General features: G+C 68.8%; 23 protein-coding genes. 14 read left to right on the forward strand and 9 right to left on the reverse strand.

Translation table 11 applies throughout. The features are described from left to right. Positions 1–19: 19 nt before the first annotated feature. The 4 genes from ABZ909_RS14880 to ABZ909_RS14895 all read left to right on the forward strand — a co-directional run bounded on the left by ABZ909_RS14880 (position 20) and on the right by ABZ909_RS14895 (position 4710). Entirely contained in the window at positions 20–745 is a 726-nt protein-coding gene (locus tag ABZ909_RS14880; protein ID WP_356999083.1) for an enoyl-CoA hydratase, read from the forward strand. Positions 746–786: 41 nt separating this feature from the next. Then, complete coding sequence (locus ABZ909_RS14885) at positions 787–1908, forward strand: MBL fold metallo-hydrolase (protein ID WP_356999086.1); 1122 nt, start codon at positions 787–789, stop codon at positions 1906–1908. A gap of 36 nt (positions 1909–1944) precedes the next feature. Next, on the forward strand, positions 1945–2265 hold the full coding sequence (locus ABZ909_RS14890; RefSeq protein ID WP_356999276.1) for an antitoxin: 321 nt from the start codon (positions 1945–1947) through the stop codon (positions 2263–2265). A gap of 171 nt (positions 2266–2436) precedes the next feature. Beyond that, complete coding sequence (locus ABZ909_RS14895) at positions 2437–4710, forward strand: ATP-dependent DNA ligase (protein ID WP_356999089.1); 2274 nt, start codon at positions 2437–2439, stop codon at positions 4708–4710. Positions 4711–4931: 221 nt separating this feature from the next. Here ABZ909_RS14895 and ABZ909_RS14900 read toward each other — a convergent pair whose 3' ends face one another. Next, a complete protein-coding gene (locus tag ABZ909_RS14900; RefSeq protein WP_356999091.1) occupies positions 4932–5930 on the reverse strand; it encodes an aldehyde reductase in 999 nt (332 codons plus the stop codon). Between the two features lie 87 nt (positions 5931–6017). Between ABZ909_RS14900 and ABZ909_RS14905 the strand changes: the two genes are divergently transcribed. The 4 genes from ABZ909_RS14905 to ABZ909_RS14920 all read left to right on the forward strand — a co-directional run bounded on the left by ABZ909_RS14905 (position 6018) and on the right by ABZ909_RS14920 (position 10543). Next, the gene (locus tag ABZ909_RS14905) at positions 6018–6641 is read left to right on the forward strand and encodes a TetR/AcrR family transcriptional regulator (RefSeq protein WP_356999093.1); all 624 of its coding nucleotides are present in this window, start codon (positions 6018–6020) and stop codon (positions 6639–6641) included. A 261-nt stretch (positions 6642–6902) separates the two neighbouring features. Further along, complete coding sequence (locus ABZ909_RS14910; RefSeq protein WP_356999278.1) at positions 6903–8981, forward strand: ATP-binding cassette domain-containing protein; 2079 nt, start codon at positions 6903–6905, stop codon at positions 8979–8981. Beyond that, positions 8978–9742, forward strand: coding sequence for an energy-coupling factor transporter transmembrane protein EcfT (locus ABZ909_RS14915; RefSeq protein ID WP_356999096.1), 765 nt, complete (start codon positions 8978–8980; stop codon positions 9740–9742). The genes ABZ909_RS14910 and ABZ909_RS14915 overlap by 4 nt, the downstream gene beginning before the upstream one ends. Before the next feature lie 144 nt (positions 9743–9886). Further along, positions 9887–10543: an ammonium transporter gene (locus ABZ909_RS14920; protein WP_356999099.1), complete on the forward strand. Its 657-nt coding sequence runs from the start codon at positions 9887–9889 to the stop codon at positions 10541–10543. Between the two features lie 38 nt (positions 10544–10581). On the opposite strand, the gene ABZ909_RS14925 is transcribed toward ABZ909_RS14920, so the two are convergent. Continuing rightward, the gene (locus ABZ909_RS14925; RefSeq protein WP_356999102.1) at positions 10582–11760 is read right to left on the reverse strand and encodes a lipase family protein; all 1179 of its coding nucleotides are present in this window, start codon (positions 11758–11760) and stop codon (positions 10582–10584) included. A gap of 345 nt (positions 11761–12105) precedes the next feature. Here ABZ909_RS14925 and ABZ909_RS14930 point away from each other — a divergent pair, with 345 nt between their 5' ends. The 3 genes from ABZ909_RS14930 (at position 12106) to ABZ909_RS14940 (ending at position 13778) form a co-directional block, all read left to right on the forward strand. Continuing rightward, entirely contained in the window at positions 12106–12747 is a 642-nt protein-coding gene (locus tag ABZ909_RS14930) for a hypothetical protein (protein WP_356999105.1), read from the forward strand. 85 nt (positions 12748–12832) lie between these two features. Continuing rightward, entirely contained in the window at positions 12833–13258 is a 426-nt protein-coding gene (locus ABZ909_RS14935; protein ID WP_356999108.1) for a DUF4260 family protein, read from the forward strand. Continuing rightward, positions 13251–13778, forward strand: coding sequence for a TetR/AcrR family transcriptional regulator (locus tag ABZ909_RS14940; protein ID WP_356999110.1), 528 nt, complete (start codon positions 13251–13253; stop codon positions 13776–13778). The genes ABZ909_RS14935 and ABZ909_RS14940 overlap by 8 nt, the downstream gene beginning before the upstream one ends. A 23-nt stretch (positions 13779–13801) precedes the next feature. Here ABZ909_RS14940 and ABZ909_RS14945 read toward each other — a convergent pair whose 3' ends face one another. Next, positions 13802–14965, reverse strand: coding sequence for a lipase family protein (locus ABZ909_RS14945; protein ID WP_356999113.1), 1164 nt, complete (start codon positions 14963–14965; stop codon positions 13802–13804). A gap of 403 nt (positions 14966–15368) precedes the next feature. Here ABZ909_RS14945 and ABZ909_RS14950 point away from each other — a divergent pair, with 403 nt between their 5' ends. Next, entirely contained in the window at positions 15369–15749 is a 381-nt protein-coding gene (locus ABZ909_RS14950) for a hemophore-related protein (protein WP_356999115.1), read from the forward strand. A 250-nt stretch (positions 15750–15999) separates the two neighbouring features. On the opposite strand, the gene ABZ909_RS14955 is transcribed toward ABZ909_RS14950, so the two are convergent. Beyond that, entirely contained in the window at positions 16000–17454 is a 1455-nt protein-coding gene (locus ABZ909_RS14955; protein ID WP_356999117.1) for an NAD(P)/FAD-dependent oxidoreductase, read from the reverse strand. Positions 17455–17549: 95 nt separating this feature from the next. On the opposite strand from ABZ909_RS14955, the gene ABZ909_RS14960 reads away from it, so the two are divergent. After that, the gene (locus ABZ909_RS14960) at positions 17550–18617 is read left to right on the forward strand and encodes an AraC family transcriptional regulator (RefSeq protein ID WP_356999119.1); all 1068 of its coding nucleotides are present in this window, start codon (positions 17550–17552) and stop codon (positions 18615–18617) included. Here ABZ909_RS14960 and ABZ909_RS14965 read toward each other — a convergent pair. The 4 genes from ABZ909_RS14965 to ABZ909_RS14980 all read right to left on the reverse strand — a co-directional run bounded on the left by ABZ909_RS14965 (position 18598) and on the right by ABZ909_RS14980 (position 22591). Continuing rightward, positions 18598–19377 (reverse strand): metallophosphoesterase, encoded by a 780-nt coding sequence (locus ABZ909_RS14965; protein ID WP_356999122.1) that lies wholly within the window; start codon positions 19375–19377, stop codon positions 18598–18600. The genes ABZ909_RS14960 and ABZ909_RS14965 overlap by 20 nt on opposite strands. 135 nt (positions 19378–19512) lie before the next feature. Continuing rightward, complete coding sequence (locus ABZ909_RS14970) at positions 19513–20301, reverse strand: RNA pseudouridine synthase (protein WP_356999124.1); 789 nt, start codon at positions 20299–20301, stop codon at positions 19513–19515. Positions 20302–20347: 46 nt separating this feature from the next. Next, on the reverse strand, positions 20348–21706 hold the full coding sequence (locus ABZ909_RS14975; RefSeq protein WP_356999125.1) for a wax ester/triacylglycerol synthase family O-acyltransferase: 1359 nt from the start codon (positions 21704–21706) through the stop codon (positions 20348–20350). Positions 21707–21865: 159 nt separating this feature from the next. After that, a complete protein-coding gene (locus ABZ909_RS14980; protein ID WP_356999128.1) occupies positions 21866–22591 on the reverse strand; it encodes a hypothetical protein in 726 nt (241 codons plus the stop codon). A 225-nt stretch (positions 22592–22816) separates the two neighbouring features. Here ABZ909_RS14980 and ABZ909_RS14985 point away from each other — a divergent pair, with 225 nt between their 5' ends. Beyond that, on the forward strand, positions 22817–23680 hold the full coding sequence (locus ABZ909_RS14985; RefSeq protein WP_356999131.1) for an LLM class flavin-dependent oxidoreductase: 864 nt from the start codon (positions 22817–22819) through the stop codon (positions 23678–23680). Positions 23681–23692: 12 nt separating this feature from the next. On the opposite strand, the gene ABZ909_RS14990 is transcribed toward ABZ909_RS14985, so the two are convergent. Beyond that, positions 23693–24097, reverse strand: coding sequence for a hypothetical protein (locus tag ABZ909_RS14990; protein ID WP_356999133.1), 405 nt, complete (start codon positions 24095–24097; stop codon positions 23693–23695). Positions 24098–24199: the final 102 nt, after the last annotated feature.

The following is a 24199-nucleotide window of genomic DNA, read 5'->3' on the forward strand; positions in this document are numbered from 1 at the left end:
GACAGTGGGGAAGGGACAGATGCTCGGAGTCAGCCGCGATGGCGAGGTAGTGACCATCGAACTGCAGCGTCCGGATCGACGGAACGCCCTGAACGAGGAGCTGATCGGGCTGCTGCGCGCGGCGCTCGAGGAGGCCGCGACCTCGGCCCGGGTGATCGTGCTGACCGGCCAGGGGCCGATCTTCAGTGCGGGCGCGGATCTGGACGGCGTGTATTCGGACAAGTTCCTGACCGGGCTGCTCGGCATGCTGCGCACCATCGAGACGATCCCGGTGCCGGTGATCGCGGCCATCAACGGCGGGGCGCTGGGCGCCGGCGTGCAGCTGGCCCTGGCGTCGGACCTGCGGGTCATGACACCGGACTCCTTCATCGCCGTTCCGGCGGCGAAACTCGGTATCTCCGTGGACCGTTGGACCGTGCGCCGGTTGTCCAACCTGATCGGGCCCGGCCCGGCGCGCACCATCCTGATAGGCGCCGAGCGGGTGCAGGCCGCGGACGCGTACCACTTCGGCTTCGCCAACCGAATCGGCACGCTGGCCGACGCGCAGGCCTGGGCCAGGCAGATCGCCGAACTCGCGCCACTGTCGCTGCGGCATCTGAAACTGGTCTTCAACGACGACGACACCCGCGGCCCCGACTCCCTCCAGCAGACCGCGGCCCTGGACGCCGCGTGGCAGAGTGCCGACGCGCAGGAGGCGCGCGTGGCACGCCAGGAGAAGCGGTCCGCGAAGTTCGAGGGCAAATGAACGAGCAGCGCGCGACCGCGAATGCGCGGAAACTGGTGGGTATGTCTGCGGGTGCATTCGGTCTTTCCTGGTTGGTGCGGGCGGCGTGGGGGATTCCCTCCGCCATGGGGGCCTCCATGTCCGCCATCGCGCCGACGGCGCACGGGGCGACCACCTATCGCAATCGGCAGTTCCACAACACCGAACCGAGCAGCCAGATCACCGGTTCCCCGCTGGAGCTGCTGTATCAGCTGGCCACCCAGCGCGACCGGGGCCGCCCGGCCGGGACGATCCCACTGGTGAAGCCCGCGCTGCCGGAGCAGGCGGGCGACCTGGCCGTCACCTGGTACGGGCACGCCACCTGCCTGATCGAGGTGGACGGCTACCGGGTGCTGGCCGATCCAGTGTGGAGCGAGCGGGTCTCGCCGTCGCCGCTGGTGGGTCCGGCCCGGCTGCATCCGGTGCCGTCGCCGCTGTCGGAGCTGCCGGCGCTGGACGCGGTGCTCATCTCCCACGACCACTACGACCATCTGGATCGCGACACCGTGATCGAGCTCGTGGACAGTCAGGACTGCGTGTTCATCGTGCCGATCGGCATCGGCGCGCATCTGCGGCACTGGGCGGTGCCCGATCATCGCATTGTCGAATTGGACTGGGCTGCTTCGGTTTCGCTGTCGGAGCTGCAGCGGGATCACGGTGACGGCACCGATCTGGTGATCACCTGCGCGGAGGCGCGGCACTTCTCCGGCCGCGGGCTGGTGCGCAACACCACGCTGTGGGCGTCCTGGTCGATCGCCGGTCCGACCCGCCGGGTCTACTTCGGCGGTGACACCGGCTACACCAAGGCCTTCGCGGAAGCGGGTGCGCGGCTGGGCCCGTTCGACCTGACCCTGCTGCCCATCGGCGCCTATGACCAGCACTGGCCGGATGTGCACATGAACCCCGAGGAGGCGGTGCGCGCCCACGCCGATCTGTGTGTCGGCGATGCGGGCTACGGGCTGCTGGTGCCGATCCATTGGGCCACCTTCAATCTGGCTTTCCACGGCTGGTCGGAGCCGGTCCGGCGACTCGTCGAGGCGGCAGAGGCGGCGGGGACACGCATCGCCGTGCCGAAGCCGGGCGAGCGGATCGATCCGATTGGCCTGCCACCACGGGATTCGTGGTGGGAAGATGTCCGCCAATAACGGGACAGAGATCGAAGGAGCAGCGCTGTGAGTCTCATGGACACGCTCAAGGGCTTGGTCGGCAAGGGCAAAGAGGTGGCGGCCCAGAACGCCGAGAAGATCGAGCAGGCGGTCGATAAGGCCGGACATGTGATCGACGAGAAGACCGGGGGGAAGTTCTCCTCCCAGATCGACAAGGGCGCGGAGGCGATCAAGTCCGCCATCAAGCCCGAGGCGGGCGCCGAGGCGCCGGCAGCGGCCTCCGCGGAGGCTCCCGCGGCCGAACCGGCCGCGGAGCCGGCACCCGCCGAGGCGACGGCCGAACCGGCCCCGGAACCCGCGCCGGAGGCCGCGGAAGGCGAACAGCCTCCGGCGTAATCGTCGCGGCGTCTCGCAGTGGTCGCACCGGTCGTTCCACGGGCTGTTCGGGAGTGGCGGGATCCCCGTCGCTGACCTGAACGGCCCGTTGGCATTTCACGGGTGGCGCGAGTTCTTCCGGGCCGGTTCGGGTTGCCGGTCTTTGTCGGGACCCGGACCTAAACTGCTGTCATGGGGTCCCGCAGGGATTTCGGGGGTATCGAGGTTGGGCTGACCAACCTCGACAAGGTGCTGTACCCGGCCACCGGGACCACCAAGGGGGAGGTCATCGACTATTTCACGGCCATCGCCCCGGCCCTGCTGCCACATATCGCGCAGCGGCCGGTGACCCGCAAGCGGTGGCCGAACGGGGTGGACGAGCAGTCGTTCTTCGAGAAGAATCTGGCCGAGCACGCGCCGAAGTGGTTGGAGCGGAGGACGGTTCAGCATTCCGACCGACCGGTCACGTACCCGCTCATCGACAATCTCGCGGGCATGGCCTGGCTCGGGCAGCAGGCGGCGCTGGAACTGCATGTGCCGCAATGGTGTTTCGACGGGGCCGAGGTCGGGGACATCACCCGGCTGGTCTTCGATCTGGATCCCGGGCCGGGGGCCGGGCTGGCGCAGTGCGCCGAGGTGGCGCTCATCCTGCGGGACGTGGTGCGCGAGGTGGGGCTGGAAGCCTACCCGGTCACCAGCGGCTCCAAGGGAATTCACGTCTACGTACCGCTGGACCGCAGACTCGGGCCGAACGGGGCGTCGGCGGTTGCCAAGCAGGTCGCCACCAACCTGCAGCAGCTGCGGCCGGAGCTGGTGACGGCCACCATGGCCAAATCGGCGCGCGGCGGGAAGGTGTTCCTGGACTGGAGCCAGAACAATCCGGCCAAGACCACCATCGCGCCGTATTCGCTGCGCGGGCGCACCGAGCCGTGGGTGGCCGCGCCGCGGGCCTGGACGGAGATAGAGAAGCCGAAACGGCTGCGGCACTTGCGCTTCGACGAGGTGCTGCGGCGCTGGCGGGAGCAAGGGGATCTGCTCGACGGATTGGACGAGCCACTGCCGGAACCGGTTCCGGACCGGCTCGACACCTACCGATCGATGCGCGACCCGGAGCGCACGCCCGAACCGGTGCCGCCGGGCCCGCCCGCCGCCGGGTCGGGGGATCGGTTCGTGGTGCAGGAGCATCACGCCCGGCGGCTGCACTGGGATGTCCGGCTGGAACGCGAGGGCGTGCTGGTCTCCTGGGCGGTGCCCAAAGGCCCGCCCACCGAAACCGGCGAGAACCGGCTGGCCGTGCACACCGAGGACCATCCGATGGAGTACCTCACCTTTCACGGGACGATCCCCAAGGGCGAGTACGGCGGCGGCGAGATGACCATCTGGGATACCGGCACCTACGAGACCGAGAAGTGGCGTGACGACGAGGTCATCGTCTGGCTGCGCGGTCAGCGGCTGACGGGGCGGTACGCGCTGATCCAGACCAATGGCAACCAGTGGCTCATGCACCTGATGAAGGATCAGACGCCGCCGGGGGTGAAATACAATGGGGCGCAGCCGGTTCCGGTCACGCCGCGCACCCCGGCGCCCATGCCGCGGGGACTGAAGCCCATGCTGGCGACGGCGGGTGATGTGGGGACCCTCGACGCCGAGCACTGGGCCTTCGAGACCAAGTGGGACGGGTTCCGGCTGATCGCCGAGATCGAGGACGGCGCGGTCACGCTGCGCAGCCGGGCCGGGCACGTGGTCACCGGGAAGTATCCGGGCCTGGCGGTGCTGGGTTCGGAACTGTCCGGGCACAGCGCGGTGCTGGACGGCGAGGCGGTGGTCTTCGACGATCACGGCGGCGCGAATCTCGGCCTGCTGCGGGAGGATTCGACGCGGGCGGTCTTCCTGGCCTTCGATCTGCTGTATCTGGACGGCACCTCGCTGGTCCGAAAACGCTACGATGACCGGCGGCGGGTGCTGGAAGCCCTTGCCGGGCAGGCGCGTTCGCTGATCGTGCCGAAACAGTTGCACGGGTCGGGTGCGGAAGCCCTGCGGTACAGCCAGGATCACGGCATGGAGGGTGTGGTCGCCAAGCGACGGGACTCGGTCTATCTGCCCGCGCGGCGCGGGCAGTCGTGGATCAAGACCCGGAACTGGCGGACGCTGTCGGTAGTGGTCGGCGGCTACCGGAGATCGGAGGTGCGGCAGTTCGCTTCGCTGCTGGTCGGTGTTCCGCACGAGGGGGAGCTGTACTACCTGGGCCGGGTCGGCACCGGGTTCAGTGAGCAGGAGATGAGCGACCTCGCCGATCGGCTGCGCCGCCTGGAACGCAAGACCAGTCCGTTCGACAATGAACTCACCGCCGACGAGCACAAGGACGCGGTGTGGGTGACGCCGAAACTCACCGGCACCGTGCGCTTCATGAACTGGACCGAGACCGGACGCCTCTGGCATCCGGCCTGGATTCCCAGCTCCGACTGACCGTTTCGGCTAGCTCGACTTCTCGAGCAGCGGCACGATGGTGTCGATATCGGTGACGATGGCGTGGCCCTGGAACGCGACCGCGCCGCATGGGCCCTCCGCAATCTCCCACTGCCCCACCCTCTTTCGCCACCCTACCCCTCCGGCGAACCGTGATCGGTGAGTTCTCGGCGCGGGGAATCGGGCGGAATTCCTCGGTGAGAGCTCCCCGATCCCGGCGCTCAGGCGGCGGTGCGGGCGGGGCGAGGCGCGGGGACCAGGCCGAAGCGGATGAGGCTTTCGGCGGTGTCGAAGAGTGTTTCCGATATGGGGCGCATGGTCCAGTTCAGGTCGTGTTCGGCCTTGGCGGCGCTCAGGCGTGCCTCGCGGCCGAGGTAGCGGACGGCAGTGCGGGCGTCGGGGTTGAAGCGGGCGCTGAGGCGGACGAGCCAGTCGGGGAGCACGCGGGTCGGTACGCGGTAGCGCTGTGCGAGGATCTGGGCCATCCGCGGGAAGGAGACTTCCTCGCCCGCGCAGATGTAGCGGTTGCCCGCGGCCTGCGGGGTTTCCATGGCGAGGCGGTGCGCGATCGCGAAGTCGCGGACGTCGACGGTCGCGAAGTTCAGGCGCGGGACGCCGGGCATGCCGCCGGCCAGCAGGGCGCGAATGCCGTCGACGGAGGTGCCGGCCTCGGCGCGCAGGAGGGGTCCGAAGATCGCTCCCGGATTGATCACGGCCAGTTCGAGATCCGGGTGCTCGGCGGCGAAATCCCAGGCGGCGCGCTCGGCGAGGGTCTTGCTCTTCTGGTAGGCGTCGCAGCGCGCGGTGTCCGACCAGTCCTTCTCGGTGTTCAGGTGGCCCTCGTTGCCGACCTCGACCGCCGCGATGGAGGAGGTCACGACGACCCGTTCGACACCACTCGCGGCGGCCGCGCCCAGCACCCGCAGCGTGCCGTCGACGGCGGGGCGCACCAGTTCGTCCTCGTGCTCGGGTACGCCCGAGGGGAAGGGCGAGGCGGTGTGCAGCACATAGCGGCAGCCCGCTGTGGCCGCTGCCCAGCCCGCGTCCGAACCCAGGTCGGCCTCGGCCAGCTCGATGCCGGGCAGGAGTTCGGCCACCTGCGCGGCGCGCGCGGTCGAGCGCACCGTGCCGCGCACTCGGTAGCCCTGGCCGAGTAATTCCTGGATGACATGGCCCGCGACATAGCCGGAGGCGCCGGTGACGAGAACGAGGTCGGACATTGCCGGACTCCAATCTGAGCAGTGCTTAGAATCTAAACAATGTATAGATTCCGAGGCCGGGAGCCGTCAACCCTTTACGCTCATCCCATGCCGCCGACCAAGGACCGCTATCACCACGGGGACCTCCGCGAGGAACTCCTGCGCGCCTCCCTGCAGCTGATCGAGTCCGAGGGCCTGGCCGCCGTGAGCCTCCGCAAGGTCGCCCGCGAAGCCGGCGTCAGCCCCGGCGCGCCTTACCACCACTTCGCCGACCGTGCCGCCCTGATGTCGGCCCTCGCCGCCCGCGGCTACGAAATCCTCGGCGCCGCAATGACTGTCGTCCGCGACAGCGCCCCCGACCCGCGCACCGCCCTGATCGCCATGGCCGAGGGCTACGTCGGCTTCGCCCGCGACCACGCCGCCTACTTCCGGATCATGTTCCGCCCCGAGCTCTCCCAGCCCGAGAAACACCCCGACACCGAGGCCGCCGGCGAGGCCGCCTACGCCGTCCTCGAATCCGCCGTCGCCGACGCCGTGGCCTCCGGCTTCCTCCCCGCCACCGACGCCGAAACCATGGCCCTGGCCTGGTGGTCCCTGGCCCACGGCATGGCCGCCCTCACCGTCGACGGCAAATTCGACCTCCGCGCAACCCAATCCGGCACCACCCCCGAGGCCCTCACCACACGCATCACTCACATCTTCGCCAACCTCATCGACCACCACCCGGCCTGACGGCGTTCCGGTCGAAGCGGCGGCACTCCGGTCGAACCAAGGGCACAGTGCCGTTGCGTGGTGGGCTGTGCCATAGCGAACCGGTGCTTCCCCTGGCCGACCGCGGAGATTCGTGGGGCCGACCGCGGAGATCTGTGCGGGCATTGCCCGCAGTCTGTGGAGATGTTGAGAGGTCGCGGTGGGTTGGGGTGCGGACACGGCAGACTGGTAGGCGTGACCGATTCGTACCAGATTCGCGGTGGGCTGGCCGAGCAGGTTGGCGTGTCCCGTGCCGGGAGCAGTGCCGGGGCGACGCTCCCCACGGGAGCGTTGCGGCCGATCGAGCTGGCCGCGTCGGCCGTGCTGGGCGGGGCGACGGTGGGGCTGGTGACGCTGGGGTCGCTGGTGCCGTTCGCGGCGGCGCTGCAACTGGTGGCGGCGGTGCCCATGGGGCTGCTGGCGCATCGGCACCGGTTCCGGGCGCAGCTGGCGACCACCATCGCGGGGACGTTGGTGACATTCGTGGCGGCGGGACTGCTGCCCGCGGAGAATCTGGTCGGTGTGGCGGTGATCGGGGGGATCATCGGGACGGTCAAGCGCAGGCGCGGGGGTCTGCCCGCGGTGGCGGTGCTGTCAGCGATGGCGGGATCCGCCATGGCGGCTTTGACGATCGGCATGCTGCTGGCCTTCGCGCAGTCTCGGCACCTGCTGTTCGACAACATCCGCAATTCCGCCGCGGGCATCGAAAACCTTGCGGCGCGCCAGTCTGCGCTGGAACCGCTGGGCCGCGCGGTCGCGAGCTACACCGACACCGTCCTGCACTGGTGGTGGGCCTTCGTGGGCGGCGGCATCATTGCGGCCATGCTGGTCAGCGGGGTGTTCTCCTGGTTCGTGCTCGGGCGGGTGCTGGATCGCCTGTCCTGGCTGCCGGGCCGTGACAGCCTGCTGGATGCGCCCGCGGACCCGCGTCCGGTCGCGCCGCTGCCGGTTACGTTGCAGGAGGTCGCGTTCCGATACCGGGGAGCGCGCACCGATGCCCTGCACAATATCGACCTGACCGTCGACGTCGGCGAATTCGTGGCGGTGGTCGGCCACAACGGGTCCGGAAAGTCCACGCTCACCAGGATTCTCGCGGGTCGCCCGCCGACCGCGGGCACCGTCACCCGGCCGGGCGCGGCGGGTCTGGGCGTGCGTGGCGGCACCGCGATGGTGCTGCAGCGACCGGAGAGCCAGACGCTGGGCGTGCTCGTCGCGGATGATGTGGTGTGGGGCCTGCCCACCGCGGATGCCGCGGCTGTCGATATCGACGGATTGCTGGCCGAGGTCGGCCTGGCCGGTATGGGCGGCCGCGAAACCTCGACCCTGTCGGGCGGCCAGCAGCAGCGGCTCGCGGTCGCCGCCGCCCTGGCCCGGCAGCCCACGCTGCTCATCGCCGACGAAGCGACCTCGATGATCGACCCCGATGGCCGTCGCGACCTGGTCGCATTGCTGGCCGACCTGCCGCGCAGGCATCCGATGGCCGTGGTCCTGGTGACCCATCACGAGGCGGACGCGGCCGCCGCGGATCGGGTGGTCCATCTGGAACAGGGCCGCTCGGTCGGCCATCTGCCCGCCTGGCCGCGTCCCGTCCGTGATTCACGCCGCCGGCCCATGGGCGACGCCGTCCTCGAATTGCAGGGCGTCGGCCACGCCTACAACCTCGGCACCCCCTGGGAAGCGCCCGCCCTGCACGACATCGACCTGAGTGTCCGCCGCGGCGAAGCCCTGCTCATCGTGGGCGGCAATGGTTCCGGCAAGTCCACGCTGGCCTGGATCATGGCCGGGCTGACCATGCCCACCGCCGGCAGCTGTGTGCTGCGCGAACCCATGGGCACGACCCGTCCGGTGCACAAGCGGATCGGGGCGGTGCAGCTGGCCTTCCAGCATTCCCGCCTGCAATTGCAGCGCCAGGACGTCGGCACCGAGATCGAGGACTGGGGCGGCCGCGGCAGTTACGCGGTCGCGCGTGCCCTCGATGCCGTGGGGTTGGACCGCGCGCTGGCCTCGCGCTCGGTCGAGGAGCTCAGCGGCGGGCAGGCCAAGCGGGTGGTGCTGGCGGCGATCGTGGCGAGCCACCCCCAGGTCGTGGTGCTCGACGAGCCACTGGCCGGGCTCGATCCGGAGGGCCGCGCCGGAGTAGTGGAACTGCTTGCCCGGCTCCGGGATTCGGGCCTGACCCTCATCGTCATCTCGCACGACGTGTCCGACATGGCCGCGGTGTGCGACCGTACCGTCCACCTGCGCGACGGCCGCCTCGTCGAGAACGGTTCCAATACTGTGCACGACAACCGAATTCAGGATTTCACCGGAGGTGTCCGATGAGCAGCGTCGTCCTCCGCGAGGTCCCCGTCGACAGCCCCGTGCATCGACTCTGGGCCGGTACCAAGATGATCGGCGTCTTCGCCGTCAGCGTACTGCTCATGTTCATCCCGACCTGGGGCCTGCTCGGTGTCGCGACGCTGTTCCTGGTGGCAGTGTTCCTGCTGGCGAAGCTGCCGCTGGGCACGCTGCCCCGCCTCCCGTGGTGGATCTGGGCGGGCGTGCTCATCGGGGCGGCCATCAACGCGCCCGTCGGCGCGTCGGCGCTGCTGCGGTACGCGCAGGTGATCCTGTTCGGCTTCCTGCTGCTGGGTGCGTCGTTCCTGGTCGCCTGGACCACGCCGATGGGTGAGGTGGCGCCCGCGCTGGCCCGACTGGGTGCGCCGCTGAAGCGCATCGGCTGGACACGCCGCGGAGTCCGGCACGCGATTCCGGTGGACGAGTGGGCGGTGGTGGTCGCGCTGACCCTGCGCGGCCTGCCGCTGTTGCTGGAGGAGATGCGCATCCTGCGCGCGGCTCGCAAACTGCGGCCAAAGGATTCGCTGCGGCATCGCGCGTCGGAGAACCCGCTGGTCGACATTCTGACCGCGAGCATGGCGGTCTCGAGCCGGCGGGCGGGCGAACTCGGCGAGGCCATCACCACCCGCGGCGGCACCGGCGAGCTGACCGCCCGCCCGGGATCGCCGGGGCGCGCCGATGCGATGGCGCTGCTGGTGGTGGCTTTGGTGTGCGCCTTGGGTATCGGCGTCGAACTGCTTGTCTAGCAACACACGAGCCGAAAATAATTCTGGGTGTCGGTGCCCCGCGCTACCGTGTCTGTCAGTAGAACGCGTTGCTGATGCAGCACGGGCTCACAGTCGCGAAGGGGGAATTCTTTCAACTGAGCCGTGTGTTGCCACAAACACCTGATGAAGATTGGAAGACCCATGATGCTGCGCAAGATCACCGCTATCGCCGCGCCGGTTGTCACGGCAGTCGCCATCGCCGGAGCCGGTGTGGCACACGCGGATCCGGCGGTGCCCGATATCGGTTACCAGACCCAGTTGGTCGGCAATACCGTTGTCACCACCCTCACCAATGGCAGCTTCGAGTTGGCCGGGGGAGCGGTGAAAATCAAGGACTCCGCGGGCGCGACCGTCCTCAGCCTGCCGCTGGCCTTCGAACAGGACGGCCTGAGCTACCCGGTGCCGGGCGCCGTCAGCGATGACGGTGCCACCCTGTCCCTGACCGCGGTCAAGGACGTCGCGGCGACCACGCCGGTACTGCACCCGGTGGCCTCGACGAACGAGAACCAGCACGCCATGGATGCGTTCAGCACTCAGTTCGGCATCGGCACAGCCATCGGCAGTTTCCTGGGCCTGGCCGTGGGCGCGGCAGTCGGCGCGATCGGATTCCTCGGTGGCGCTTTCGGTTTGGCGACCGTACCGGTCGCCGCGGCTGTCGGCGCGGTCATCGGCACCCTGGTGGTCGGCGGGCCCACCCTGCTCATCGCCGGCATCGACCTGATCAACACGCTGAACGCGGCGCCCGGCACCACGAAGTGGGCCCAGCCCGGCGATCGGTAACGATCCGACGCGGGTGCACCGACGGCTGCGGACGATCGTCAGCGCACGGTGCACCCGGCGTCCACCGGATCGCCGTTGAACCGATCCGACAGAAAGTTCATGGCCCCCAAGGCTTCTCCGGCAGCCGCCGGATTGTGGCCCGGTATCGCCGAGCGTATGGCGGTGAGGTTCGCGCCCAGCGCGCAGTAGCGGTCTACGAGGGCGCTGAAGCCCGCCGGCGGAATCACGTCGTCGTTGTTGCTGTGGTACAGGTAGAGCGGCACGTCCGGCGCCCAGCCGCCCAGCTCCTGATGGTTGGCGGCGGCCCGGAAGGCTTGGCTGCCAAGGATGTCCGGGACGGTCGAGTAGTCGTCGACGTGTTGGAAGAAGTGGTGGACTACCAGATCGCCGCCACAGGAGGTCGCCTCCTGCGCCAGCAGCGCATGACCGTTGTCATCGAGCGTGTCCGCCAGCCCGGAGCCGGAATCGTTGCGCGCCAGGGCGAGCAGGATCAGCACCGCGAGCCCCGCCTGATAGCTGCCGTCCACCCCGCGGGCGATGGCGGGGATATCGGCGGGCACGCCACCGGAGGTCACGCCGGCGAACCATATCTCGGGCGCGTAGCTCGCCCGCAGCTGCATGGCCCACAGGGTGGCGAAGGCGCCACCCGAGTAGCCCCAGGCTCCGAGCGGACTGGCGTCCGTGATACCCAGTGGTGCAAAGGATTTGGCGGCGCGCACGCCGTCCAGCACGGCCCGGCCGGAGTTCACGCCGTCGAAGAAGCGGGACTGCGGGCCCTCGTAGTCCGGCACCACCAGGGCCCAGCCGCGGCGCAGCGCTTCGGCCAGGAACGGAACGTCCAGCAGGGTGGTGGTAATGGAGAAGTCGCGCCCGCCGCGCAGCGCGAACGATGGGGCGCAACGGGTTCCGAGGCTGTCCTCGGCGATCTGATACGACAGCAGCGGGCGGTCGCCGGGACCGGTCCAGGGCGTGAGCGGCGTCATCACGGTGGCCACGTCGGCGGCGGCCTCCCCGGCGGAATCGGCGGTGCGGTACTGCACCTGCCAGCCCGCCACCGGGAGCGGCAGCCCGAAGACGGCGATCGGCCGGGAGTTTAGGATTGCCCCGTTTGTGAACTCTCCCAGGTTGATCGGCGCCGCGTAGAACGGATCATTGTCGGGATAGGGGACGTCGGCGCGAGTGCCGGGCACCGCCACCACCGCCGCCAGCAGCGTCACCGCCCCGATCAGCCCGGCGCGCCACCAGTGTCGAACCTTGGGTGAACACCCCGTGAATCCGCGCGTGCGTACCCCGAACCATGCGCAGTCCCGCCGCATAACCCCTCCAGCGTCGAATCATCCGACGCTCCAGACATCACGGACCCGCTGTTCGCGCCGATGAGAACTCCGGCGCATCGGAGAACCAAAATTACGTCGGGCCGGTCCTCGCGGTCAACGGCGTCTCCGCGCGTCGTAACTACGGCGTTGCGCGGTTTCTCGTACGAAAAGATATATCCAGCCCGAAGTCCAGATCTTTGGAACTGGCTCTACCGGTTGCATGCCAGTTGCCGCCATGCTCGGTCAATGTTGTTGCGCCGCCTCATCGCTCTGTACGTCGGACTCTGGCTGTACGGCTTCTCCATGGCCGTGATGATCCGCGCCGCGCTCGGCCTGGATCCGTGGGATGTGTTCCACCAGGGCGTGGCCGATCAGGTACCACTGAGTTTCGGTACGGTCGTGGCGATTACGGGCGCGGCGGTATTGCTGGCCTGGATTCCCCTGCGGCAGTGGCCGGGTCTGGGCACGGTCAGCAATGTCGTGGTCATCGGCGTCTCGGTGGACGCGGGGCTGTGGTTGCTGCCGGAGTTGCACGCGTTGCCGATCCGGATCGCGGCCATGGGTGCGGCGGTGCTGCTCAATGCGATTGCGACGGTGCTCTATATCGGCGCGGGCATGGGGCCGGGTCCGCGTGATGGACTGATGACTGGCCTGGTTCGGCGCACCGGCAAGCCGGTGTGGGTCATCCGGACAGGGCTGGAGGCGACGGTGTTGTCCGTCGGTTGGATCCTCGGTGGCAGCGTCGGAGTGGGCACGGTCGTGTACGCGTTCGCCATCGGACCGCTGATCCAGCTGATGATCCCGTTCGTGGACCGGTTCCTGCCGGGCTTCCATTCCGCGGAACTGGCCGGTTCACCCGCCCCGGAGGCCGAGCCGATGGCTGCCTGAGCCATCCCGGGTTGACAGGCTAACGGCGTTAGCCTAACGTGATGGCTAACAACATTAGCCCCAGTTAGAAGCCTCGGAGGGTCCGATGACCACCATCGCCGCCAACCTGCCGGCCGCCACCGATCACCGCGTCCCGGCCCTCGTCCGCAAGGCCGGATGGATCACCTGGACCGTCTTCCTTGCCGCCTTCGCCATCGTCGAGGGCGTCAACCACGGCACCGGCTCCTGGCTGGCCCTGACGGCCGGCCTCATCGCCCCCGACCTCACCTTCTTCGCCGCCATCGGCGCGAAAGACCCTGTGCAGCAGGGTCAATTGCCCCGCCGGGCCGTCCCCTTCTACAACGCCGCCCACCGCGCCTGGATCCCCCTGGCCCTGGCCGTCGCGTACGCCATTGCCCCCCTGCGGATCCCGGCCCTGTTCACCTTCCTCCTGGCCTGGATGCTGCACATCGGCATCGATCGCATCGCCGGCTACGGCCTGCGCACCGCGGACGGATTCCTCCGTGCCTGACCCGACCGGAACGCTCACCGAGCGGCAGCGGCAGATCGCCGCCGCCGCTCGCGCGCTATTGGACGCCCAGGGTCCCGAGGCCTTGACGATGCGAAACGTCGCCGAGGCACTGGGCATCAAGGCCCCCTCCCTCTACAAACACGTCCCCGACAAGACCGCCCTCGAAACCCTGGTGGTGGCCCAGGCTTTCACCGAGATGGCGCAGACCCTGGAAAAGGCCGCGTCACAGGGTCTCCCGGGCGTCGCCGCGGCGTACCGCGACTATGCCCTGTCCCACCCGCACATCTACCGCCTCATGAACTACCGTCCCCTGCGCCGGGACCTGCTCCCCCCGGATCTCGAAGAGCGCGCCGCGCAGCCACTGGTCGCAGCGGTCGGCGGCGACCAGGCCCGCGCCCGCGCCCGCGCCCTCTGGGCCTTCGCCCACGGCATGGTGAGCCTCGAAATCGACGGCCGCTTTCCCGGCGACGCCGACCTCGGGGCCGCCTGGCAATCCGGCCTCGCCGCCTTCGGCGAGTAGCGGCCGATCCCGCAATGAGCGCCTCAGCGCAGGCTGCAGCCGGGGGGCATCGGATTGCCGGCGAAGCGGTCGGACAGGAAGTTCATGGCTCCCAGGGATTCCACGACTGCTGCGGGGTTGTGGCCCGGTATCTGTGAGTGGATGGCGGTCAGGTTTGCGCCGAGGGCGCAGTAGCGGTCGACGAGGGCGCTGAAGCCTCCCGGCGGGATCACGTCGTCGGCCGTGCTGTGGTAGAGGTACAGCGGGGTATCGGGGGCCTGGCCGCCCAGTTCCTGACGGATGGCGGCGTCCTTGAACGGTTGGCTGTCGACGAGATTCGGTGCGGTCGAGTACTCGTCGAGATGTCGCATGGCGTGGTGGAGCACCAGGTCGCCGGCGCATGACGTGGCCTCTCGGGCCAGAAGCGTACGGCCGTTGTCATTGAGTAGTTTGGCCAGTCCGGTGCCGAAATCGTTGCGCGCCAGGGCGATCAGAATGAGCACGGCGAGCCCGGCCTGGAAACCGCCGTCCACCCCGCGCATCATGGAGGGGATGTCGACGGGTACGCCGCCGGAGGTCACGCCCGCGAACCGGAGCTCGGGTGCGTAGCTCGACCGCATCTGCATGGCCCACAGGGTGGCGAAGGCGCCGCCCGAGTAGCCCCACGCGCCGAGCGCACTGTTCGTGGTAAGGCCCAGTGGGGCAAAGGATTTGGCGGCACGTACGCCGTCCAGCACGGCCCGGCCGGAGTTGACGCCGTCGAAGAAGCGGGACTGCGGGCCCTGGTAGTCGGATATCACCACCGCCCAGCCGCGCCACAGCGCCTGAGTCAGGAACGGGACATCCAGCAGGGTGGTGATGATGGAGAAGCCGCGTCCGCCGCGCAGCGCGAACGATGGCGCGCACCGTGTTCCGAGACTGTCCTCGGCGACCTGGAACGCCAGCAGCGGGCGGTCACCCGGCCCGTTCCACGGGGTATTGGGCAACAACACCGTTGCCATATCGGCGGCGGCCTCGCCGCTGGAGCCGGTGGTTCGGTATTGGACCTGCCAGCCCGCCACCGGCAGCAGCGACTGCCCGAGCACCGTGATCGGCCGGGAGTTGAGGATCGACCCGTTCGCCATACTTCCCAGGTTGGCGGGCGCCACGTAGAACGGATCGTTGTCGGGGAAGGGGATATCGGCGCGGGCGCTGGGCGCCGCGATCACCGTCGTCAGCAGAGTGACTGCGCCGATGAGTCCGGCGCGCCACCTGTATCGGATTGTTGTCGATCGCTTGGTCGATCCATTCGTGCGTTTCCCGAACCGTGCGGCATCGCGCTTCAAAAAGGGCCTCCAGTGTGTACCGGCCGACGCTCCAGATACCACGGACCACTGCATACGCCGGCAAGAGTTCCGACGCATCGGAGAACAAGCTATGTGGCCTGGTACTCGCGGTCAACGATGACTCGCGCGTGGCGACAAAGGTGTTGTGCGGCGTTTGTCCAGCGGGGTGGGTGGAGCCTGGAGTCCAGCTCTCCGGCCCCTGCGGCCCTCGGCTACCCTTCGGTCCGGCCCGGCCGAGGGCCGGTTGTCATCCACAGATCCAGCTACTTCGAAAGGTTGGTCTCACATGAGGTTGATCAGTGCGCGGTACGCAGGCGTGATTGCAGTGACGATTGCCGGATTCGCCGCCGGTGCGGCACTGTCCGGTGCGGGAGTGGCAGGCGCCGATCCGATGAACGATCTCGAACCGCTGCTGAGCTCGAGTTGCTCGTTCGACCAGATCGACGCCGCCTTCCATCAGGTGGATCCCGATACCGCGGCGCAGCTCGATGCCGCACCGGTGCGCAAGGCCGTGTTCCAGATGGCCTACGACCAGCCGGCCGCGCAGCGGCGCCTCGCCTTCCAGGCGCTGCTTGCCGAACAGCAGCAGATGAACGCGCCCACCGACATCAGCTCGGACTTCGGCTCGCACCTGCGCCAGGTTGCCGACAGCTGCCACCAGTACTGACCAGCGGTTTGCCCTGCTGATTCCCATGGAGCGGTGAAGCCGGGGAATCGGGAAGGTTCGGTGCCGGCGGGAGAGGCCGAGGCGGATCGCTCGGTATCCGCTGCCGGCACCGTGCTCCCTACCGCGGTTGAGATGACTTGGTGGGCAAGGAATTTCGCGTCCACGCGGGCTCCTTGGAGATCACCTCGATCAGATGCCGGGCGGTGTGGAGGCGCGGGCGCATGCCGTGAATATGCCAACCGGTTGCTGATCAGCCTCGGATCGGGGTGAAGGCGTAGTCGGGGAGGCGAAGGGCGCGGGTGCGGCGGCGGTAGCTGCGGGTGGTGCCGGGCCAGTTGTTGGTGATGCGGCCGGAGGGTGTCCGATACCAGCTGGTGCAGAAGTTCCACGGGGTGCGGGCCAGGCGCTGCTGAAGGGCGTCGTTGAAGGCCAGCTCGGCCTCGGGGCGGACTTCCAGATAGGTGCGCGATCGTTCGCCGAGGAGTTGCAGGGCGTGGCGAATGTAGTGGGCCTGGGATTCGATCATGTAGATGATGGATCCGACGGCGAGGTTGGTGTTGGGGCCGTAGACCATGAACATATTGGGGAATTCGGGGACCGTGATACCCAGGTAGGCGTGGGCGCCGCCGTCCCACACGTCGCTCAGATTGCGGCCGCCGCGGCCCCGGATCTTCATGGGCCACAGGAATTCCGTGCCCTTGAAGCCGGTGCCGTAGATGATGACGTCGGCCTCGTGCAGCACGCCGTCGGCGGTGCGGACGCCCTCGGGGACGATCTCGCTGATGGCGGTGGTCTCCACGCGCACATTGGGCTGGGTGAGGGCCGGGAAGTAGTCGTTGGAGAAGAGTCCGCGTTTGCAGCCGATGGGGTAGTCGGGGGTGAGCTTGGCGCGCAGCTCCGGATCGGCGACCGTCACCTCCAGATGCTTCTCCGCGATCCGCGCGACCGCGCGCACGATGCCGGGGAACTCGACCAGCCCCAGCGATACGAACTCGGCGATCAGCCACCACGAAAGGCGTTCGGCCTTCGGCATTCCCGGAATCGAGATGAGGATCCGCTGATGCACCGGCTTGTAGTCGGTGTCGAACTTGGGCAGCACCCAGGCGGCGGTGCGCTGGAACACCGTCAGACGAGCGGCCTGCGGCTGGATCTCGGGAATGTACTGGATCGCGCTGGCCCCGGTCCCGATGCAGGCCACCCGCTTGCCGGCCAGTTCGACCCCGTGATCCCACCGCGCCGAATGGAACGATTCCCCGCCGAACGCCTCGATGCCCGGAATCGGCGGCATGGCCGGGCGCGACAGCTGCCCGACGGCCGGGACTAGCACATCCGCGGTGCGCGTCACGCCGTCGGCGGTGCGCACCGTCCACTGCCCGGTCGTCTCGTCGAACTCCGCCTCGGTGACCTCGGTCCCGAACACGATGTGGTCCAGCAGCCGATGCCGCTCGGCGAGCGCGCGCAGGTACGCCCAGATGTCCTCGCGTGTCGAATACCGCTGCCGCCACTTCGGTTTGGGCTCGTGCGCGAACGAGTACAGCGGTGACGGCACATCGCAGGCCGCTCCGGGGTAGGTGTTCTCCCGCCACACCCCGCCCAGGTCGGCCGCTTTCTCCAGGATGGTGAACTCGCGGAAGCCATTGCGCTGCAACTCGATCGCCATGCCGAGCCCGCCGAATCCGGCGCCGATGATGATGACGGACGGCATTGTGGTGCTCCTCACATCGAAGACCCTTCTCACTGTAGGAGCGGGCGATCGATTTGGTGGGCGACCGGATCGAGAATTTCGGCCATAATCAGGCTATGGGCACGGTGCAGGAGGCGGGGATTCGCGACTGGAATTTCCCGCGCGGCGTGGCGAGTGTCGCCCTCATGGTCGGATTCGCGCGCGAGCACGGAGTCCCGCCCGCCCGCATGCTGCAGGGGAGCGGGCTGAGCGAGAGACAGCTGGCCAATCCGGACGAGCAGATCGACGCGCACACCGAACTGGCGGTGGTCCGGAACCTGGTGCGCGAACTGGGCGCCCGCCCCGATCTCGGGCTGGAGGTGGGCCGGCGGTACCGCATCACCACCTTCGGCATCTTCGGCTTCGCCTGCGTCAGCAGCCCCACCCTCGGTGAGGCCATCTCCCTCGCGTTGCGCTACCTGGAGCTCAGCTTCACCTTCTGCATTCCGGCGGCCCGCTGGCGGCCGGGCGAATTCGTGGCCCGCATCCACGACGAGCGGGTGCCCGCCGACGTCCGCCGCTTCCTGGTGGAGCGCGACGTCACCGCCATGTTCCAGATGCTGTCGGACCTGATGGGCCACCGCGTCGAACTGCTGCGCGCCGACTTCGACTTCGAGCCGCCGCCCGACCTCCGCCTCTACACCGAAATCTACGGGCTGACACCGAATTTCGAGTCCGAGCACAATCTTTTCGCCATGGATCCGGCGATCCTGGAGCAGCCGCTGCCGCAGGCCAACGAGCACACCTGGGCCATGTGCCTGGCGCAGTGCACCGAACTGGTCTCCCGGCGCCGCGCCCGCACCGGCATCGCCGCCGAGGTGCGGGAGCTGCTGGTGCCGCGCGGCGGCCTGGACGGTTTCGCGGTACCGCCCGGAATCGATTCGGTGGCAAGGGATCTCAATATGAGCACCCGCACCCTGCGTCGCCACCTGGACGCGGCGGGCACCAGCTACCGGCAGCTGCTGGACGAGGTGCGGCGCGCACTGGCCGAGGAGATGCTCACGGCCACACCGCTGTCGGTGAGTGATGTGGCGATCCGGCTCGGCTACGCGGAGGCGTCCACCTTCATTCACGCCTTCAAACGCTGGACCGGCACTACGCCGTCGGCCTATCGGCGCGGCGCGATCACTCCGTCGGTTCGCTGAGCCAGCCGCCCATGGCGATGGGCCGGAACATCGACAGCAGCCGGCCGTCGGTGATGGAGTGGAAGATCATCGACGGGTCGGGCGCGAAGTCGATCGGCACGTGTCCCGGTGCGGCCGTTTCCCATTCGCAGCCGATGGTGGAGGAGACGCTGGGCGCCACGATCAGCGGCTTGCCCGCGAACTGGGTCATGAGCCCGGCGTGCACGTGGCCGGTGAGGACGGCGGCGATGCGGTCGTCGCCCGCCACGATCTCGGCCAGGCGCTCCGGATTGGTGAGCCGGATGGGATCCACGACGGTGGACTGCACCGGCACCGGCGGATGATGCATGGCCACCAGCACCACCTCATCGTCGGGGGCGGCCGCCAGCACCTCGGTGAGGAAGTCGTAGGTCTCGTCGTCGAGCAGGCCCTCCGGTTTGCCGGGGATGCTGGAGTCGAGCAGGGCCAGGGTCACGCCGTCGATTCGGTAGGACTGGTTGATGGGTCCGGTGCCCGAGGTGGCGGGGAAGAGCACGCTGCGCATATTGGTGCGGTCGTCGTGATTGCCGGGCAGGATCAGCACGGGCAGATCGGCCGTCAGGGCCGCGCGCGCCTGCTGGTACTCCTCCACATCGCCCTCGTCGGCGATGTCCCCGGTGACGATGATGGCGTCGGGTCGCTGCGGTAGCTCGGCGAGAAAAGCCATCACCCGTTCGGCGCGTTCGACATTCCGTGCGCCCATATTGAAATGGGTGTCACTGAGCTGAGCCAGCAGAACCATCGGCGTTCGCTTTCTGTGAAGGGCCGCATCATTGCGCCCGGCCGTGCCGCCGCACCGCGGTCACCCCATTCAGGCTAATTGACCTGCCCTGATGCGGTCTCGGTGAGACCCGCCACCCAATATAGCGAAGTCGTATCAGTTGCCGGTCGATGTGGTTCGGGTCATGAGTTCGCTTGCGCTGCTCAACAGTTGCCGCGGATCGGTGGTGACCGGGGTGTCGCCGACACGCCAGAAGTCGGCGCCCGGCTCGGCCTCCAGTTCGAGTGTGCCGGTGGGACGCCAGGACGCGTCCAGGGTCAAACGCCACGAGTGCAGATGCGTGCGCGGAAATGCGCCGGACCGGTCGAAGAGCGGGTCGCCGACAATGGGGTGGCCGATCCAGGCCAGGTGCACGCGAATTTGATGCCGTCGCCCGGTGATCGGGCGCAGCGCCAGCACGGTATGGGCACCGGTGCGGGCCAGGGTGGTGAATTCGGTGACCGACGGATAGCTCTTGCCCGCCGCCACCTCCTCCTCGTCGACCAGCCAGGTGTCGCCCGCGCGGTGAATGCTCTCGCGGGGCGCGGCGATTCGCACCCGGTTCTTGCGGCCCACACTCAGCGGCAGGTCGATGACGCCGCGGTCGGGCAGGCCCGTGGAGGCGGTGACGGCCAGGTACACCTTCTCCGCGGTGCGCTTGTTGAACTGCCGGGTGAGCTGCCCGTGCGCGGACAGCTCCTTGGCCAGCAGGACGAGACCCGAGGTGACCTTGTCGATCCGATGCACCGGATACAGCGTCTCGCCCTGCGCCGCGGCCATTTCCACGATGTCGGTGTCGTGGCGTTCACCCGTCACCGAGATCCCGGCCGGCTTGTTCAGGGCCAGGACCGCCTCGTCCTCGAGGATCAGGCACTCGGTGCGCAGTTCGGGCCACGATGTTTCCACGCGGACCAGCGTAATGAGGCCCTGCGCGGCCCTGTGCCACGAGGCGTCAGCCGACCGCCCGCTCCAGCTCGGCCAGGCCGTTCTCCAGATGATCGGTCATGCGATCGAGATCCGGCACGGTGCGGCGGCAGCCGACCAGGCCGAAATCGAGATTGTCGCCATTGGTGGTCAGCGTGATGTTCATGGCCTGCGATTCGAACGGTATCGACAGCGGGTAATTGGCGTCCAGACGCGCACCCTGCATGTAGACCGGTTTACGTGGCCCGGGCACATTCGAGATCACCAGGTTGAACGGCATGCGCGGCAGCGCTTCGAAGCCCGGTAGCAGCGACACCCCGAGCGGTGTCATCAGCGCGGCCGACAGCAGCATGGCCTCCAGCTTCGGCAATTGCGTGAACACCCGTTTGGCGTCGCGCATGGAGGTGCTGATGGTTTCCAGCCGGGCCGTCGGATCCTCGATGTGGGTGCCGAGGTTGGTCAGGCAGGCCGCTACCAGATTGCCCTCGGAGGTATCGGATTCGGCGGAGCTGCGAATGTTGACCGGCACCATGGCGATCAGCGGCTCGTCCGGCAGTGCGTCACGCTCGAGCAGATAGGCGCGCAGCGCGGCGGCGCTCATGGCCAGCACGATGTCGTTGACGGTGGCCCCGGTGGCCAGCCGTACGGCATTGATCCGCTCCAGCGGCCAGGACCGCACCGCGATGCGCCGGGCCCCGCCGATGGAGGTGTTGAGCACGGTGCGCGGGGCGGTCATGGGCAGGGTGAGCCGCCCGTCGATGGCGCCCCGCAACGGCGCGGCGATCGATCCGGTGGCACGCAGGATCCGCGGCAACGCCCGGCGCAACTGCGTCCAGGGGCTTTCGGATTCGGGGCAGTCGTCGCGCGGCACCGGCGCCGTGCCCCACGGGACGGTGAGCCGGCTGTCCAGCGGGTCGTCGGTGAGGGTGCGCTGCAGCAGCCGCATGGCCGAGACGCCGTCGATGAGGGCGTGGTGCATCTTCACGTAGACCGCGAAGCGGCCGTCGGACAGGCCCTCGATGAGCCGGGCCTCCCACAGTGGGCGGTGCCGGTCCAGCAGGATGCCGTGCAGGCGCTCGGTGAGGTCCAGCAGGTCACCCATGCCGCCGGGCGCCGGCAGCGCGGAACGTCGCAGGTGGTAGCCCAGATCCACGTTCTCGGCATGGGACCAGGCGAGGCTCGAGAAGCCACCCAGCAGCCGGCTCGGTCTGCGCCGGAATCGGGTGCGGACTTCGGTTTTCGAGGCCATCGCCTCGAACAGCTCATGGGTGTAGCCGGGGCCCGCGTCGGCGGGCGGTTCGAACAGCTGCAGACCGCCCACGTGCATCGGATGCTCGCGGGATTCGATGGCCAGGAAGATCGCGTCGAGAGGGTTGAGCAGGTCCATGGGAGCCGCCTTGGCCGGGAGGGGCACAACTGCCCGGAGCGGATACGGTGCGGCGACGCTGCCCCCCGCTGCGTTAAAGGTTGATCAGGCTATCACTGTATATGATTCAGGCCATATCGACCGGTCGGCGCAAACTCCCAGCTCTGCGCGGCGTTTCTGCTATCGGGGCGCGAGTTCGGCCACCCGCCGCCGGATTTCCCGCTCGTCGTCGGTCCGCGACGCGAAGGTCATGGCGACGATGGTGCGGCGGCCGTGCGCGAAGGGGTGCACGCGGTGCAGAGTGGTGTCGGTGCGCATCAGGTAGAGGTCGCCGGGCTGTATCTCCCACGAGTGGATCGGATTGCGGGTCAGGGTCCGGTAGATGTCGGCGTGGTCCCAGTCGCGGCGGGTGTGCGCCACCGTCTGTACGAAGCCGCCGTCCGCCAGCGGCGGGCACTCCACCACCAGGACGAGGGCGAAAGCGTAGTCGTCCCAATGCCATTGGCCGGTCGAGTCGTCGTGGTGCAGGCGGGTGACGCGGTAGCGCTCGGCCTCGGGGCAGGGCAGGACGGGTTCGGCGGCCACCACGGACAGGCTGTGCCGCAAGGGTTCACAGTCGTAGAGCCGTGGGATGCAGGAGGCGTGGGCTGCCACCTCCTGCTCGGTCAGGTCCACCTGCTGCCGGGCCGGGCCCTCGCCCTCGGGCAGCAGGTCGCCCCACTGTTTGTGATGATCGAGCAGGGTCAGCGCCTCGGCGGCGAGGACCCGTTTGACCTGGTACGGGAGCAGAAATCCCAGCCGTGCGATTCCGGTCTCCGCCAACCGGTTCCGCGCGTGGTGCAACGCCGAGGGATCCACTCCCCTCAGGTGCCGCAGGGTGATGTCCACCGTGCTGTGAGCCGGCATCGCGTACGTCCTTTCACCCGGCCGTCTCGCGAACGGCCCGACTGCCGAAAAGACCGGGCCGTGACCCGGGCGACCCGGGCTCAATTGTATTCCCTTGCCCGGCAACGACTATGGAATAGGGTTGCCAGTTGATCACGATCTGGAGCCGCCGCCGCTCCCCCGACGTGCCGAATCCGTGCGATTTCGCCCGGGCGCCCCCGGCGGCGCGGTAGCTTGATATTCGCTATGGCGGATTACGGGCATGAGCTCCGGTTCGGGATCTTCGTGCCGCCCGAGGCGGCGCGCGGGCGTCCGCTGCTGCGCCTGGTGCGTCACGCCGACGAGTCCGGGCTGGAAGTGCTGGCGGTGCAGGATCATCCGTATCAGCCCGCCTTCCTGGACACCTGGACCCTGCTGTCCTACCTGGCCGGCCTCACCCGCAACCTCACCCTCATGCCCGCGGTCGCGAACCTCCCGCTGCGCCCGCCCGCGGTGCTGGCCCGCAGCGCCGCCAGCCTGGACCTGCTCAGCGGCGGCCGGGTCGAACTGGGTCTGGGAGCCGGCGCGTTCTGGGACGCCATCGAGGCCATGGGCGGCACCCGCCGCAGTCCCGGCCAGGCCCTCGCCGCGCTGCGCGAGGCCATCGCGGTCGTTCGCGCGCTGTGGGGCGAGGGTGAACGCTCACAGCTGACCGGCGAGTTCTATTCGCTGCGCGGCGCGAAACCCGGTCCGCGCCCGGCTCATCCGATCGGCATCTGGCTCGGCGTCTACGGTCCCCACGCCCTACGCCTGACCGGTGAACTGGCCGACGGCTGGCTCGGCAGCTTCGGCTACGCCCCGCCCGCCACGCTGACCGCCATGATGACCGCCATCGACGCCGCCGCCCGTGGTGCGGGCCGCGTCCCGGCCCTGATCCGCCGCGCCTACGTCATCGACCCCACCATGACGCCCGGCCAGCTCACGGAGGTGGCGCTGGTCCACGGCATCAGCGAATTCCTGCTCCCCGTCGACCCCGACGGCGACCGCGCCACACACCATTTCGCCACCGAGACCGTCCCCGCGGTCCGGTCCGCGGTCGCCTCCGCCCGCGCCGGTCGCCCGGTTGTCTAGCCCCGAAGACAGTTATCTGGCCCCGAAGAATCGGTTGTGCATGATCTGACGGATGGGGGAGAGCAGTCCGTCGAAGGTCACCCGGTCCGAGCGGACGGTGTGCAGGCTGGCGTCGCCGCGCTTGGGGTCCTCGCAGATGACGCGCAGCTTCTTGGCGTTGCTGTGCACCGCGCCGAGCGTGAGGGTGACGCTGCCGTCGGCGCCGACGACGCCCCACGGGCCACTGATATCGGACGCCGCGATCTGGCACCTGTTGTCCGGCTTCTCGCCGGTGACCCGGGCGGTCACCTCGGTACGGCCCTGGATCACGGCCTTGGGTTCGCCATGGGCATTGGTGGCGGCACCCACGGCGAGCAGGGCGCCGAGGCTGCCGACCACGGCGACGGTGAGAACGCGGGTGCGCAGTGATCGAGACATAGCACCGATATTGGACCTTGCCTCGTGAGTATTTCGTGATGGCGCGGCATGAACTGCCAATGAACAACGCACCAAACCTGTTCTCGGTCGCCATCGACGCGA

Origin of the sequence: Nocardia sp. NPDC046763 (genome assembly GCF_040645495.1) — a bacterium.
Classification (GTDB): domain Bacteria; phylum Actinomycetota; class Actinomycetes; order Mycobacteriales; family Mycobacteriaceae; genus Nocardia.